Source organism: Desulfurococcaceae archaeon MEX13E-LK6-19 (assembly GCA_029637525.1).
GTDB lineage: Archaea > Thermoproteota > Thermoprotei_A > Sulfolobales > Desulfurococcaceae > MEX13ELK6-19.
Genome location: CP072660.1, coordinates 1,064,681 through 1,079,482, shown reverse-complemented (window position 1 = coordinate 1,079,482; position 14,802 = coordinate 1,064,681). Strand labels below are relative to the sequence as shown.

Genomic DNA, 14,802 nt, shown 5'->3' with positions numbered 1-14,802 from the left:
AGAGTCATGTACACGTATTTCCTGGCACTAATACCGCTTGTAATGATTTTCACTGTGCCACCACTAATAGATGGTCTCGGTAGAAAGATCAAGGCGTCGCTACACTATAGGGTCGGTCCATCGATAATGCAGACATGGTACGATCTTGTCTCGCTGTTAAAGATAAAGCCCGTGATTGTTGGACAAAGACTTGCCTTTACACTAGCTCCATGTATAGCCTTTGCATCAGCTGTAACAGCAGCCCTTATACTACCATATGGAACAACAAGCATACTGAGTTTCACAGCCGATGTATTCGTCTTCATCTATACTTTAGCCATGGTATCTATATCACTAATGATCGCTGGTTTCAGCGTCAATAACCCATATGCAAACATTGGCGCTAATAGAGAAATGATGCTCATCCTGACAACCGAGCCTATAATAGGTGTTGTCTTCGGCGTCCTTGCACTAAACACTATGTCGCTCAACATTTATGGTATACTCAGCAACCTAACCCTAAAACCATCACTACTACTCATATATCCTATACTAGCATATGTTATCTACGTAGAATCAGGGTTCATACCCTTCGATATAGCTGAAGCTGAAACAGAGATCCTTGAAGGACCTCTTGTAGAGTATAATGGTGCTCTACTAGGGCTCTTCAAGTACGCGTTATTGATTAAGAAATTTACTCTCCTATGGTTTCTGTCAAGCACCATAGTACTCCCGTTCACGAGATTCTTTGCAGTACAAGCAGGCCTGGCCACATGGGCTATAGTACTGCTGATGCAGTTTGCTTCTATACTACTCATCTACACGATCTACACAATGCTCGAAGCATACTCGGCTAGAAGCAGAATAAGAGATGTGATCAAGCTTAACTCCAAGGTGTTTATTGCAGGACTCGTTATACTCGCCATAGCCGCAACGGGGTGGTAGAAGATGCAGTGGACAAGTCGTGTAGACAAACTGGTTAAAGCTCTTGGAGAAAACGTCAAGGAGGTTAAGCAGGTAACACCGAATCAGTTCGTCATCGTTATCGACAAAACCATCCTCCCCAAAGCCGTGAAGTTATTTGTTGAAGAACTAGGTGGCAGTGAACCACAATTGTCAATAATGGTGGGTAATGATGAACGTCCTCTAGGACGGGGCTTCAGTATAACATACTGGTTCAGCGTTAATGCTGGCGAGGAAGACCTCTTCATAGGGCTTAGAACCCGTGTAGACGAGAAAGATCCTTCATTCCCGTCTATAACACCATACCTCAAGGGAGCAGAGTGGTATGAGAGAGAAGTACTTGACCTCCTTGGCTTGAAGCCTGTGGGCCACCCTGACCCAAGGAGACTTGTGTTACCTGACGACTGGCCCGACGACGTGTATCCATTGAGGAAAGACTTCCCCTACAACAAGAGCCCTATCTCCGAGAGAAAGTACCCCTATAAGGAGAAGAAAGACTACCTAATCGTCCCCTTTGGCCCCTACCACGTCTCCCTAGATGAGCCCGCGCACTTTAGGTTGTTTGTGAAGGGAGAGGAGATAGTTGATGTGGATTATCGTGGATTCTACTCGCATCGCGGCATAGAGAAGCTTAGCGAGACAAGACTCACCTACAACCAGGTATGCTTCATAGCGGAAAGGGTATGCGGTATATGTGGATGCACTCACAGTACAGCGTATTGCCAGGCAGTGGAAGCCATAGCTGGAGTAACTGTTCCCGAGAGAGCAGAGTACATAAGAACTATAATGCTCGAAATAGAGAGACTCCACAGTCACTTACTATGGATTGGTGTTGCATGCCACCTACTAGGATTCGACCTCGGGTTCATGCACTCCTGGAGGATCCGTGAGAAAGTAATGTGGCTGGCAGAAAAACTCACAGGCAACAGAAAGACTTATGGTATAAACCTTGTTGGTGGTGTGAGAAGAGACTTCCTCGACTACAGGATAGAAGAAATCAACAAGTGTATCACCGAGCTCAAGAAAGAGTTCAAGAACCTAGTCAACTTAATCACTTCAACAAGATCGTTTATAAAAAGATGTAAGGACGTAGGCATCCTACCCCTTGACCTAGCTAGGAAATGGTGTACAGTAGGCCCATTAGCTAGGGGTTCTGGTAGGAAAATCGATGTTAGGAAAGATCATCCGTATGCCGCCTATAAGGAGCTTGACTTCAAAGTACCAGTCTACACCGAGGGCGACGTACTAGCTCGTGCCATGGTTAGAATAGAAGAAGTCTATGAGAGCATATGGATAATAGAACAAGCACTAGACAAGCTACCCAAAGGCCCGATACTAGAAGAACCCGACGAGATACCTGCCTACAAGGAGGCTCTAGGCTACACAGAGGCACCACGTGGAGAGAATGTACACTATGTGATGTCAGGCCCCGGTAATAGAGTATACAGGTACAGGATCAGAGCTGCAACATACAATAATCTCCCTGCTGCACGGGACATGCTTATAGGCTATACTGTTGCTGATGCACCCCTCATAATCGCGAGCATAGACCCATGCTATTCTTGCACAGAGAGAGTCATTGTCATAGATGTTCGTGACAAGAGCAAGAGAGTGTATAGTGAAAAAGAACTCGTTTACATGTCAAGAAGAAAAAGCATGGAGGTGTGAGTATAGTGAGTGTCACATTAAGATACCCCTATGAACCTAGTCCTGCACCCAAAGAATATAGAGGAAAACCAAGGATTGACCCAAGCTTATGTATAGGATGCGGAGCATGCTCACGTGTTTGCCCTCCAGACGCTATACTTGTCATAGATGATACAGTCAAGGGCTACCGGAAGATCATATTGGATGTATCAAGATGTATAAGATGTGCTAGATGCGAGGAAGTATGCCCTACAGGAGCCATAAAGCTTACACAAGAATACGAGCTTGCTACCAACGACAAAAATGATCTACTACAAGTAGTTGAACTAAGACTGGCTAAATGTAGTGTATGTGGAAGATACTGCGACTATACTGTAAGACAGGTAAACAAGGCACTAACAATACTCCCCAGCACGATCCTTGATAGGGAATCTGTTCTCGAGCAGATTTTACTATGCAAAGAGTGTAGGAAGAAAGCTACTATAAACAAAATTGTTGAACAAGGAGGTGTCTTACCATATGAGTAAGCTGAAGTCTATATGGGTATTCCACCTCAATACAGGAGCATGTAATGGATGCGACATAGAGGTTCTCGACATATTCACACCATATTATGATGTCGAGCGCCTAGGTGTGAAACTCGTTGGCTCTCCCAGGCATGCACATGCCCTCTTGGTAACAGGGCCTCTAACAAGACAATGTGTTTACGCTGCTAAGAGAGCGTATGAAGCAATGCCTCCTAGCCCAAGAATAGTAATAGCTGTTGGCACATGTGCTTGTAGTGGAGGAATATTCTATGATAGCTACTCAATATATCGTGTATCGCCGAGGGATACACTGGAGTATCCTAGGAGAGGTGGTATTGAAGAAATTCTTCCAGTGGACATATACATCCCAGGCTGTCCACCGAGACCAGAGGAAATACTCTATGGTTTAGCTCTACTAAAAGGCATTGTTGAAAAACGTGTCAAACAAGAGTATCAGAGAGAGGAAGAAGAATCAATTACATTACCAGAGAACATAACAATAGAGGAGAGGATAAAGCTAGATCTCCGTTGTTCCCTAAGAAAAATCGTTGGCTACTTTGATAGAGATGCTATCCTAGAGGATTTCATGAAGCTTGTTGAAAAAGCGAAGGATACAGATAATGAAGAAGCTGTACTCCATAATCTTGTTGAAGAATATTGTAGAAAGGTAAGCGATTCAAGAATAAGATTCTGTATTAGGTTTCTTGAAAAAGAGTATTGGAGGGTTAGAAGACGTTATGAAGAAATGGTGCCTTCTAAAATTAACATTGCTTGAAGTACCCTACCAAGCATACGTACTAGATCATTTTTTAGGTGAAGTTGCTGCATTAGAAGAAGTAGGTAGGATTAGCGAGGACACCGTAGAGCTGATACGTCAAGCATTAAACTATAGTCGAGACGAGGAGCTAGTCATAGACTACAAGAAGATCCCTCTTATTCCTCTAGAAGACATCCGCGAAGAAGACCGCTTGGTTCTAGAGAAAATCCTTGACAAAATAAATGACGATACCTTTATTGTAATAAAGGAATGTGTGGATGAAAGAAGTTGAGAGCTGTTGTCTTGGCAGGGGGTCCATCAAGGCGTTTTAAAGGAGACAAAATATTCTATAGAATCAACGGCAAGCCAATGATACTTTATGTATTAGATAAGCTATCGAGATCAAGACTTATTGAGGAAGTCCATGTTATAACTTCACCTGACAGAGTTCATCTTCTTCATTTTCTTGGTGTTAAAAACGTTATTGTAGACCATTTATTGATCGGGCCCATAGGAGGAATCCTTATTTCTCTGGAAAAGCTGGGCGACGTATTTATTGTAGCTGCTGATATGCCTCTCCTCAACCCAACATTCATAGATCATATTATAGAGCTCTATAAGCTACATAGACATAAGTATCTAGCCTACGTACCAGCTTGGAGGAACGGATACTTAGAGCCCTTACATGCAGTTTATACGAGAGATATACTTGGCCCTATCAGAGACTGTATTAACAACAATATTTTTTCAATACAACAAATCCTCAGACTATTGGGCAACAAGGTGTATAAGATAGTTCTTGACGACAAGCCTTCCGAATATAAATCAAGTGTTTACAACGTGAATACTAGGAGTGACTTAGAGCGTATAATCAATATAATCTTGTCAGAATTGCCTCATGGTTTCCAGAAATAGTGTCTGCCGAGTTATTGTATATATGACATTGTATTTTATGACATAAATTATTCGAGTCTCTTAAAAGATTATGAAAAAATATAATTAACGTGTTAAATAACCTCAAAAAAGTTGATCGAGGTGTTATCTGTTTGAAAGAAGAACCAGTACTCTACGGGGTAAAGGATACTATAGAGGCTCTCAGCAACGTCGGAAAGGCCAAGGGTAGTGTTCGTCCTTCAAAGCTTCTATTAGCAGGCTTTGCGGCAGGAGCATACATTGCTTTCGGTTTCATGTTAGCAATTACTGCTTCAGCAGGATTCCATCCAATGTTCCATGATGGACAACAGTGGTACCTAACAATCTTCAAGATACTTCTTGGAGCAGTATTCCCAGTGGGCCTAATAGCAGTAGTAATCGGAGGAGCCGATCTCTGGACCGGCAACTGCCAGATCGTGCCACTTGCAAAGATGCTCAACAAGATCAGTTTTAAGAGGGTACTATACAACTGGGTTACATCATACACAGGATGTTTCATAGGCAGTGTCTTCCTGGCATTCCTAGCAACATATGCTACAGGATTGTTTACTCCAGAAAACATCTTTGGCCAAGTCACAGAAGCTATTGCCAAGTACAAAGTAGGGTTGACGCCATGGAAAGCATTCTGGCTAGGTGTAGGCTGTAACTGGCTTGTAAACGTAGCCATATGGCTTGCAGTGAGGACAAAAGATTCCGCCGGCAAAATCCTTGCAATCTGGTTCCCCATATTCGCTTTCGTAGCAATAGGGTTCGAACACAGTGTAGCTAATATGTGGGCTATACCGACAGGGATATTCCTCAGCAACCATGGTATTACATGGATAGACTACTTCAACAACATAATCCCGGTATCCATAGGAAACGCTATAGGAGGCTGGCTCTTTGTAGCATTCTATTACTGGTACCTTGGATACAGCGAGAACCCTGCAAAAGAGATAATAGATTACACAGTATTACTGCTAATATTCGTCGTCCTAATGCTTCTAATACCACTAGGCATAGCATACGCCATAGAAACTCTTGTACAAGGCGCTGCCCTATGGTTATTCCCAGTTGTATATGGTATCTATGGTATAATACTAGCATATTTAACGTATAAGTGGTAAAACAATAGATGCAATAGTTGCTGGTGTCTAAATAACAAAATATTTTTTAATAAAAATACCGCCAGCGTTATTCTCAACAATTGTTTCTTTACTTGTTTATTCTTGCAGGTATCCCCTTGTACTCCGGTATACCCGACTCAGGATCTATGATGTCTCCTGCAAGAGTGTTCACTGGCGGGTTCGTGAAGTGGTTTGGTATGAACAGTACTCCTTTAGGTACTTCAACCGAGATCTTTACCATTATTTTCTCTCTACCATACGGTGTTTCAAGTTCAACAATATCTTCATCAGATAGACCAAGTTCTTCAGCATCTTCGGGTGATACGTAGAGTAGACTTGAGCCGTCTTTAAGCATTAACTCCAAGATCCTTCGTGTCATAGTCCCTGTATTGTAGTGTGTTATCAACCTACCATTTATAAGGATGAACGGGTAGTCTTCGGTTGTCCTAACTGTTATCTCGGGTCTAGTAGGTATTATCTTAGCTCTCCCATCTGGTGTTGGGAACTTCTCTGTATGCAGGATCGGGGTACCTGGATGATCTTCGCTGGGGCAAGGCCACTGGATACCATATTTACTCTCTTTGAGTCTAGCATAACTTATTCCACGATATGTTGGCACTACTCTACGTATCTCCTCGAATACATCCTCTGGACCACTATAAGGTACCTCGTAGCCTAATTCTTTGAGGAGCATAAACAGTATCTCTAGGTCAGGCTTAGCCTCACCCGGCGGCTCAACAATTTTCTTTATTAATTGTACTCTTCTCTCCGTGTTAGTCATTGTACCAGTTTTCTCCGCCCACAATCCTGCTGGAAGAACTATATCGGCATGCTCGGCTGTTTCCGTTAAGAAAATGTCTTGTACTACAATAAACTCTATTTTCTTTATAGCCCTTAATACTCTGTAGTACCCTGGCTCAGCTAACAGCGGGTTTTCTCCCATGATATAAAGCATCCTTATTTTACCGAGTAAAGCCTCATTCCACATCTCTGTAGAGAAAAGCCCTTTCCACCCAGGTACCTCAGTACCCCATAGCTTCTCTAGCTCCCTAGCATTCTCTTCATTGACACGCCTGTATCCAGGGAAGAAGTCTGGTAGCGCACCCATATCACATGCTCCTTGGACATTGTTCTGACCACGGGCAGGACATATCCCGGCGCCAGGTTTTCCTATATTACCTGTTATCAACGCCAAGTTGACTAGTGCTTGCACTATTGCTGTACCATTACGGTGCTGTGTAACACCCATTCCATAGTATATTGTGGATGGCTTGTTTGTAGCATAGATTATCGCTGCTTTCTCGATAAGATCCTTGGGTACACCCGTTATTCTGGAGGCATACTCTACATCAAAATCCTTAAGGCTCTCAACTAGTTCTTCATAGCCCTTGGTTCTCTTCTCTATGAACTCCTTGTCAACGAGGTCATGATCTATAATCGTCTTTATCATTGCGTTAATTAAGTATAGATCGGTGCCAGGCTTGTGCTGCAAATGTATATCAGCTTGTCTCGCCGTCATAGTCTTCCTTGGGTCGGCAACAATCATCTTGAACCTAGTCTCTATGAATCCTAGAGCATACCTTGAAGCAAGTACTCTGGTTAATGCAGGAGCATACTTCCGCTTAGCCTCGGCTATAAACCTGAATATAGCTGGGTGTGTCTCGGCCGGGTTATAACCTATTATAAATAATGTTCTAGCGTTGGATACATCGCTTATAGGATTAGTCATTGCTGCCGAGCCAAGAGATCTTGCTAGAGCAGCAACGGTTGGCGAATGACATAACCTGGCACAATGGTCTATATTGTTTGTCTTAACTATTGTCCTAGCTATTTTCTGGAGCAAATAGTTTTCTTCATTAGTGCACTTGGCTGAGGCCAGGAAGTATACTTGCATCGGGTCATCCTTAGCGATCTCCTTGAGCCTCTCCGCAATGACTCTTATTGCCTCCTTCCAGCTTACAGGCCTGAAGCCCCTGCCCGTCCTCATTAAAGGTGTTTTGAGCCTATCGGGGTGGCCTATTATTTTCCATGCATAGACTCCCTTGGGACAGAGTACGCCGGCTGAAACAGGGTGTTCGAATATTCTTTCAGCACCAACGACAACACCGTCTCTGACGACTAAGTATAGTCCACATCCTGCTCCACAGAACGGGCATATTGTTGGCACCATTCTTAGTTTGGACTCCATAGTCTACACACCCAGCTCCTCTCTAAGACTCTTGATCCTCTGTATGATCAAGGAGAACGGGATCTTCATAGGACACACGTCTTCACAAGAACCACATTCAACACATTTATCGTACATGTACGTGATGATGCTTACCTGCCAGAGAACAGGTCCAACACTCTTCTTCCATACAAGTACTTCTTTCTCAGACCTAATAGGGCATGCATGCCAACACTCAAGACACAAGAGGCATTTCGATAAGATATTCTCTAAACCAATCCTATCAAGCTCCTTAAACTCCTCCTCTCTCGTAACCATAGCAGATTTCTTAATTACTTCAATAAGCTTGTTTCTAAGCTCAACACCCTTCCTGGGAGCCTCTATTACCTCCAGTAAGCCTTCTCTAGCCATTGAGTCAAGAATTTCCGCACCCCTGCTCGTCGAAGGAATAGTATAAGTATATTTCTCGTAGCCCGGCAGTAAACCCCAGTACCCACATATTATGTCAACATTCTCTGGTACTGGGCTACCACATCTCCTACAAGCCTCTCTATACCCGAGAATCCTTGCACCTTCAACGTAGTTAACCTTGATCTTCCTATTACCAGTGAGAATAAACTCTATATGATCCTCCATATACTTTATAGAGACAAGCTCTTTAGGATCAATATTCATTCCAAGCAAGCTCTCTCTCAAAGAAAACGGGTCAAATAATCCACCACAGTTAAGCCCTATTAACACCATGTCATCTCTCTTAAACAACCCACGTGAAACAAGATATTCTACGGCTTTAGCTTCACAAGGCTTAAGAGTTAATGCAACACGCTCACCAGGCTTAATATAGTCTCTAAGGAGTTTAGCCATGTTTATCGGAGCTATAGTAAAAGCCCCTGCTACATCATAGACCCTATAGGGATCACTTATGAAAACAGGTTCTCCGCCAAGAATCCTGTCTCTCTTAATGCTTATAACAGTGTCCACAATATGTTTCTCAAGTAAATACTTTAATACAGCAGAAACCACTCCACCACAACAAGATGACTCAAGTAGCTTCTTATCGGTTGCCCTCATGTAATAATGTTTCCCGATTTCAATACCTTTACTCATACATAACACCACACAATAGGCAAAAACTTATGTAAGCAACTACGGATTTTACGTGCCTCAAGTCTATTAGCATTATCTTATTATATAATTAAATTTGCCGAAGTAAAATAACATATCAACGAATAGTATAAACGACATCAACTCGAGAATACAAGAAGTATTGAAAGATAATGTACACTTAACTTAGACAACCAATTAAAAGATAAAATACCTGCCCGTTAATAAGCGTCCATGCAATCATAGGTCCTATAGAGTTCTTTGTATACTTAAATACTAGACCTAAGATCAGCCACGTAATTGTTACACTAATAGCATTTACTATTCCTCCTTGAGGTGAAAGAACTATATGTGATAAACCAAAAACAAGTACTGTAATTAGTAATCCTGGCGAAAAGACTTTCCCTATACTTTTAAATACAAGATCAGTATTAACAATAAGCCATATAACAAAGAATACCTCCAAGGGGCCGTATGCAAAAACTCCCAAGAAAGCATACCAGATATTATACGGGAATAAGAGATTAAAGCTCTCAAACCTTGGGCTCCCATAGAGTATTCTTGCGAGAATATTAATAGCTATTAATGGAAGAGATAATGCTAGGCTCATTAACATACCTTCCCTCCTTAAACCATATATCTGAGGTTCATCTTTACAAAACAACGTGAAAACCAAGGGTAAACCTCCCATACCAACAACTTCAGCGTAAGATGCTAAGTAAGGCTCATTATTAAGCATGTTAATGATTTCATTGAAGTTCATTGATACACCCTTGATGTAAGCTATCAATAAGATGGTCACCATACTACCTAAGAACATCCAAATCCATACCATAATAACCAAGATAGCACGTGAGGAACAAAATTGTCGCTGATGCACTATTTGCCACCCTAAGACTATATGTTTCAATATTTATTCAGTTATTATATTACATGGAACTATATTACTATTAAATTTTGAGAGTACATGCTATGCAATATAGAGGGTTATGGGCGAGGTGGAACTCCCTAGGTGCGACCATAAATCTAATAAAATTGTTTATAAGTAGTCAAGATCTCTTCACGTCTAGGCCTCTAGTGTAAAACCATTACTTACAATATTCTTTTCATGCGAGGACATAATGGATCTCCTTTGTTGTAATCTCCGTAGACCAGATATGATCTCGCAAAACATCCTCCCCTACATTGTGTCACCAAAGGACATTTCCTGCATGCTTGAGGAAGGCTTTGGGGTTCAACAATTGATTTTATTACGGGGTCTAATGTGTACTCTCTCCATGCCTCCTTAAAGTCTTTATTTCTTAGATTCCCAGCCCTATAGTCTATTACATCACATGCAAGCATGTTCCCGGCCGGATCTATGTCTAGCACATCATATGTTCTACAGTAATAGCTATGTACATACTTCGACTTAGTTATCAATGGTGCGAATGGTGTACACCAAAGAGCTACTGGATAGCCTAGCTCATCCGACTTCTTGTCAACGATCTCTATCGCATTAATGTAGTTTTCTCTAGTAACATACATCTTGTTTACACGTGCTTTACCAGAGGGCATCACTGGTATTATGGCTACATGATTTGCTCCATATTTCACTCCAAGTTCCACAATATAATCGGCATACTTGTAATTCATGTTATTAATCGCCATGACAAGAGCGTAATCAATACCATTGTCTTGGAGTCTCTTAATAAACTCTAGAATACGATCAAAAGTACCGTTCCCCCTAACAGCTTCATGAAGTTCTTTCGGCCCATCAAGGCTCACGTACAGGAAAACATCATGTCTCTTAATAGCCTCAATGACATGGTTGTTCCATACAATACCGTTAGTCACCATTCCCGCTTCGATCCCATGGAACCCTATCCTCTCAATAATGCTTCTCGTATCAGGATGAATCAATGGCTCGCCACCTGATAAACCAATGTATTTTACACCATTATCAGCAAAGACATCAACGAGACGCAGTTTCTCGTCTCTACTAAGCTCGCCATGGACTCCAAGTCTATATGCATAACAATGCCTGCAAGACAAGTTGCACCTCGTGGTAAAGATCCATATGATCGTTGACGGCATCTTGATAGCCATCACATCCACCGCTCCACACCCTTATCCTAGAAGATAATGTATGTATAACCCATATTATAGCAACATCATGGCCCTTGGAGTGAGAAAAGAGCGTTTATTTTTCCCGCTTCTCCCCCATAAACCCTCCTGTTGTTGTAGCTGGTTGGACAGGTACTTGTATTACTCTCTTAAGCCATGTTCCTCTCGACATCCAGTAGAGCGAGAGAATACCTGCAACAATATTGCTTATTGTCATAGCTATCCATATTCCAATAGGCCCCATACCCATAATGAATGCCAATAGTATCGAGAATCCTATACGGAGACCCCATAGCCTTAGTATCGCTATTACCGCAAATACTTTAGTATGACCCGATCCGCTGGCTATAGCGCTTCCTATAAAGAATACGCCGAAGAACGGTATTGACCATATGAAAATCTCTATGAGTCTCGAGCCTTCCGCGATTACATTAGGGTCTTCTATAAAGAACGATATTAATTGAGCACGACCAATGTATATGAATACTGCTCCTATGAATAGTACAAGGAAAGTATACGTGATCGCTATTCTAGCGATCTCTCTCGCTCTACCATAGTTTTCTGCGCCAATATTCTGTCCAATCATAATCGATGTTGCCCTCATAAGACCCCATGTGAAGGCTTGGATTACGTCTATAACTCTTATAGCTAGACCATATGCTGCTACAACCACTGACCCAAATTGTGATACAAATGACGTCATCACAGTAAAGCCGAGCGAGTTACCGGATCTCTGGATCGCCAAGGGCGTTCCTATATGAAATATTTTCTTAAGCCACCACTTCTCAATACCCATGTACTCTCTCTTTATCTTTATGCCATGAAACCCCTTGTAGAATAAGTAGTATACACCAGCTCCAGCCACAATCATTCTCGATAGCACTGTCGCAAGAGCTGCACCAACAACGCCTAGCCTTGGGAAACCAAACCATCCAAAAATCATTATCGGGTCAAGAACAATATTCGCTATAACAGATATTATGTTGAAGAAAGTTGGAGTCCTTGTATCACCTATAGAATTAGCTATAATGTTGAATACGAAACCAGTAAAAGTAGCTGGTATACCAGCAAATATGACGAAAGCATAGCTTACAGCAAGAGGATAAATGTCCTCGGGAACACCCATAAGCATTAATATCACGGGGGAAGCTACTATACCAGCAATACTCATAACTAACGCCATGATTAGAGCAAAGAACATAAGCATACTAGCACTCTTTTCAGCCATATCCTTGTCTCCGGCACCAAGATACTGTGTGACAAGAGCAATACCAGCTGACACATAGCCGAATCCTAGTGAATAGAAAAGCATTATCATAGGCCAAGAAACCGTGGGCGCACCAAAAGCCTCTTTACCAATCTTACCAAGCCAGAAAGCATCGATAAGATTATACGATATACCAATAATATTAGCGACAATAATAGGCCAAGCTAGCCATAACATCGTACGAAGAATAGGGCCATTAAGGATCCTCTCACGATACTCGCTATAGCCTCTGGTACCAGCTATTTTCATTCCACGTTCACACAATATATTTACAAAGAATATATTGGGTATAAATATATTCTCACGAATATACGCGATGGCGTGCTATAGTACAAGTATTTTTCTTGCAAAATCAATTGGTTTAGCAGTGATTTCACTGGAAACCGACCAGTTTCCATGAACCAACCTGCTTAGCCGAGCATTAAATAAGAGTTATTGCTGTTCATTTACTCAATATTAACTTGTTCCCCAATATGGTATTCTATGTACGGTACTATAGTTCAGTAGAGGAAGAGACATATGGTTACGAAAGTTACTATCGGCGAGCTTTACGACATTATTAGTAAGATTAATTGGAGGGGCTATAAGGCTTACAAAAGACTCAAGGGTCTTATAATTGATTATGGGCTTGCCACGGGTTACTTTACTAGAATTCAGGGGGATCCTTTCGCTCCTCCTTCATGGTTTGAAGTCGTTATACCAAAGAGTGTACATGGGTTTCCAAGCAGGTGGCTTCATGGAAGAGAATCCATAGCTTTGTCTGATTATATTGCAAGGAAACTCTATGCCATACTCAAAAGCCATAGACGTAAATGTGGCACTGGAAATAGTTGTTATCTGGGTGTACCCAAGCCTAGCCCAAGGATACTTAAGCGCTCATGTGTTGAAATAGACGATAATGGGTCTCTTATCCTGAGGTTCCACGTTGGCTTACCTGCTCGTGGCAGGAAGATTCTTGGAGGAGAAGCCATAGACTTAATTATTGATAAGATAGAGCTTGTCCTCAGAAGCATTGTTTCCTTGAAAAACCGTTTAAATGAGATCAAAGAACACATCAGTATATTTATTGACCAGGAATACTTGAGAGACTGGCTTAAGAAGAACGGTTATATTGCCTTCGTCGCCGATGACAGTATATTGCCTAGAGAATCTAGTTTATCCGAGAAACCAATGCTTAATGCCGTGAGATTCAAGACTCCAGAAAGTCTACGAAAAACAATCACGTTGCCAAGTGGTAGAAGAATAAGTGGCATGGCTATACCCGAAGGCGTCTTCCTCATTACTGGAGGAGGTTACCACGGCAAAACAACTCTTCTCGAGGCAATACAAGATGGGATCTATAGCCACATTAAGGGCGACGGCAGAGAGTTTGTTGTAACAAGGAAGAACACTATTATCGTAAAAGCCGAGGATGGAAGGATTGTACATTGTGTCGATATAACTAGTTTTCTCGATAAGCTACCCGGGGGTAGGGACACCACTTGCTATTCTAGTCTCGATGCTAGCGGATCGACAAGTATGGCTTCATCAATAAGTGAGGCTGTTGAAGCCGGGTGCGAGGCAATACTGATCGATGAGGATACTAGTGCTACAAACCTGCTGTTCAAAGACCATGTCATGGCCAAGATAATAAGGCTTGAGCCAATTAAACCATTATCTGTCCAGGCAAAGAGTTTCTACAACAAAACAAAATGCAGTCTCGTGGTAATAGCTAGTGCTTCATCAGCATTCATACCAGCTGCCGACAAAATAATTGTGATGGAGAATTTTGAGCCCAGAGACATAACCATGGAGGCCAAGAAATTCTTCCAAGAAACAAGCATTGAAGCCGGCTATAACCCTCCTAGAAGACGTGTATTCCACGGTATCAAGGGAGTAAAGAAAGTAAAAGCACGCGGATACAAGATAAAAATAACCTATGTTAATGGTGAACAATTTGAACTAGATCTGAATGGTTATGACCGCATTGTGGAAACAGGACAAGTAAAGATGATAGCACAGATAATAGAGTATTTCGCGAAGAATAATGTCAAATATTCTTCCAGAGAACTCATAGAGTACATAGATAAGACTCTTGAAGAGAAAGGGTTCAAAGCATTTACGAGACCTATACCACCTGATTTAACGATGGTAAGTGGGTTTGATGTATACTGGGTTCTAAACAGAATCCCAAGAGCAGTATTTAAACAATAGAAAAGTTGTACGATAAGTTTTTACATTGCTAAACACAAGTACCATTCTAAGAG

Annotated in this window: 13 protein-coding genes; 8 read left to right on the top strand and 5 right to left on the bottom strand. The window is 41.8% G+C overall.

The window, feature by feature from the left end; all coding sequences use genetic code 11:
* Nucleotides 1–6 precede the first annotated feature (6 nt).
* The 7 genes from J4526_05895 (at nt 7) to J4526_05865 (ending at nt 5,912) form a co-directional block, all read left to right on the top strand.
* Nucleotides 7–924 (top strand): NADH-quinone oxidoreductase subunit H, encoded by a 918-nt coding sequence (locus J4526_05895; GenBank protein ID WFO74613.1) that lies wholly within the window; start codon nt 7–9, stop codon nt 922–924.
* A gap of 3 nt (nt 925–927) precedes the next feature.
* Entirely contained in the window at nt 928–2,610 is a 1,683-nt protein-coding gene (locus J4526_05890; protein WFO74612.1) for an NADH-quinone oxidoreductase subunit C, read from the top strand.
* A 5-nt stretch (nt 2,611–2,615) separates the two neighbouring features.
* Nucleotides 2,616–3,116 carry a 4Fe-4S binding protein gene (locus J4526_05885; protein WFO74611.1) on the top strand — a complete coding sequence of 167 codons (501 nt, stop codon included), beginning with the start codon at nt 2,616–2,618 and terminating at the stop codon, nt 3,114–3,116.
* Nucleotides 3,109–3,891, top strand: coding sequence for an NADH-quinone oxidoreductase subunit B family protein (locus tag J4526_05880; GenBank protein ID WFO74610.1), 783 nt, complete (start codon nt 3,109–3,111; stop codon nt 3,889–3,891). The genes J4526_05885 and J4526_05880 overlap by 8 nt, the downstream gene beginning before the upstream one ends.
* Nucleotides 3,854–4,165 (top strand): hypothetical protein, encoded by a 312-nt coding sequence (locus tag J4526_05875; protein ID WFO74609.1) that lies wholly within the window; start codon nt 3,854–3,856, stop codon nt 4,163–4,165. Before J4526_05880 ends, J4526_05875 begins: the two co-directional genes overlap by 38 nt.
* Complete coding sequence (gene mobA, locus J4526_05870; protein WFO74608.1) at nt 4,162–4,788, top strand: molybdenum cofactor guanylyltransferase MobA; 627 nt, start codon at nt 4,162–4,164, stop codon at nt 4,786–4,788. The genes J4526_05875 and mobA overlap by 4 nt, the downstream gene beginning before the upstream one ends.
* Nucleotides 4,789–4,919: 131 nt before the next feature.
* Nucleotides 4,920–5,912, top strand: coding sequence for a formate/nitrite transporter family protein (locus J4526_05865; protein ID WFO74607.1), 993 nt, complete (start codon nt 4,920–4,922; stop codon nt 5,910–5,912).
* A gap of 88 nt (nt 5,913–6,000) precedes the next feature.
* Here J4526_05865 and fdhF read toward each other — a convergent pair whose 3' ends face one another.
* From fdhF to J4526_05840, 5 genes are all read right to left on the bottom strand, one after another.
* Nucleotides 6,001–8,100: a formate dehydrogenase subunit alpha gene (gene fdhF, locus J4526_05860; GenBank protein WFO74606.1), complete on the bottom strand. Its 2,100-nt coding sequence runs from the start codon at nt 8,098–8,100 to the stop codon at nt 6,001–6,003.
* Between the two features lie 3 nt (nt 8,101–8,103).
* On the bottom strand, nt 8,104–9,186 hold the full coding sequence (locus J4526_05855) for a Coenzyme F420 hydrogenase/dehydrogenase, beta subunit C-terminal domain (GenBank protein WFO74605.1): 1,083 nt from the start codon (nt 9,184–9,186) through the stop codon (nt 8,104–8,106).
* 178 nt (nt 9,187–9,364) lie between these two features.
* Entirely contained in the window at nt 9,365–9,973 is a 609-nt protein-coding gene (locus tag J4526_05850; protein ID WFO74604.1) for a hypothetical protein, read from the bottom strand.
* A gap of 302 nt (nt 9,974–10,275) precedes the next feature.
* Complete coding sequence (locus tag J4526_05845) at nt 10,276–11,271, bottom strand: radical SAM protein (GenBank protein ID WFO74603.1); 996 nt, start codon at nt 11,269–11,271, stop codon at nt 10,276–10,278.
* Between the two features lie 94 nt (nt 11,272–11,365).
* Nucleotides 11,366–12,805: an MATE family efflux transporter gene (locus J4526_05840; GenBank protein ID WFO74602.1), complete on the bottom strand. Its 1,440-nt coding sequence runs from the start codon at nt 12,803–12,805 to the stop codon at nt 11,366–11,368.
* Between the two features lie 270 nt (nt 12,806–13,075).
* Between J4526_05840 and J4526_05835 the strand changes: the two genes are divergently transcribed.
* Nucleotides 13,076–14,749, top strand: coding sequence for an ABC-ATPase domain-containing protein (locus J4526_05835; GenBank protein WFO74601.1), 1,674 nt, complete (start codon nt 13,076–13,078; stop codon nt 14,747–14,749).
* The last annotated feature ends 53 nt before the right edge of the window (nt 14,750–14,802 follow it).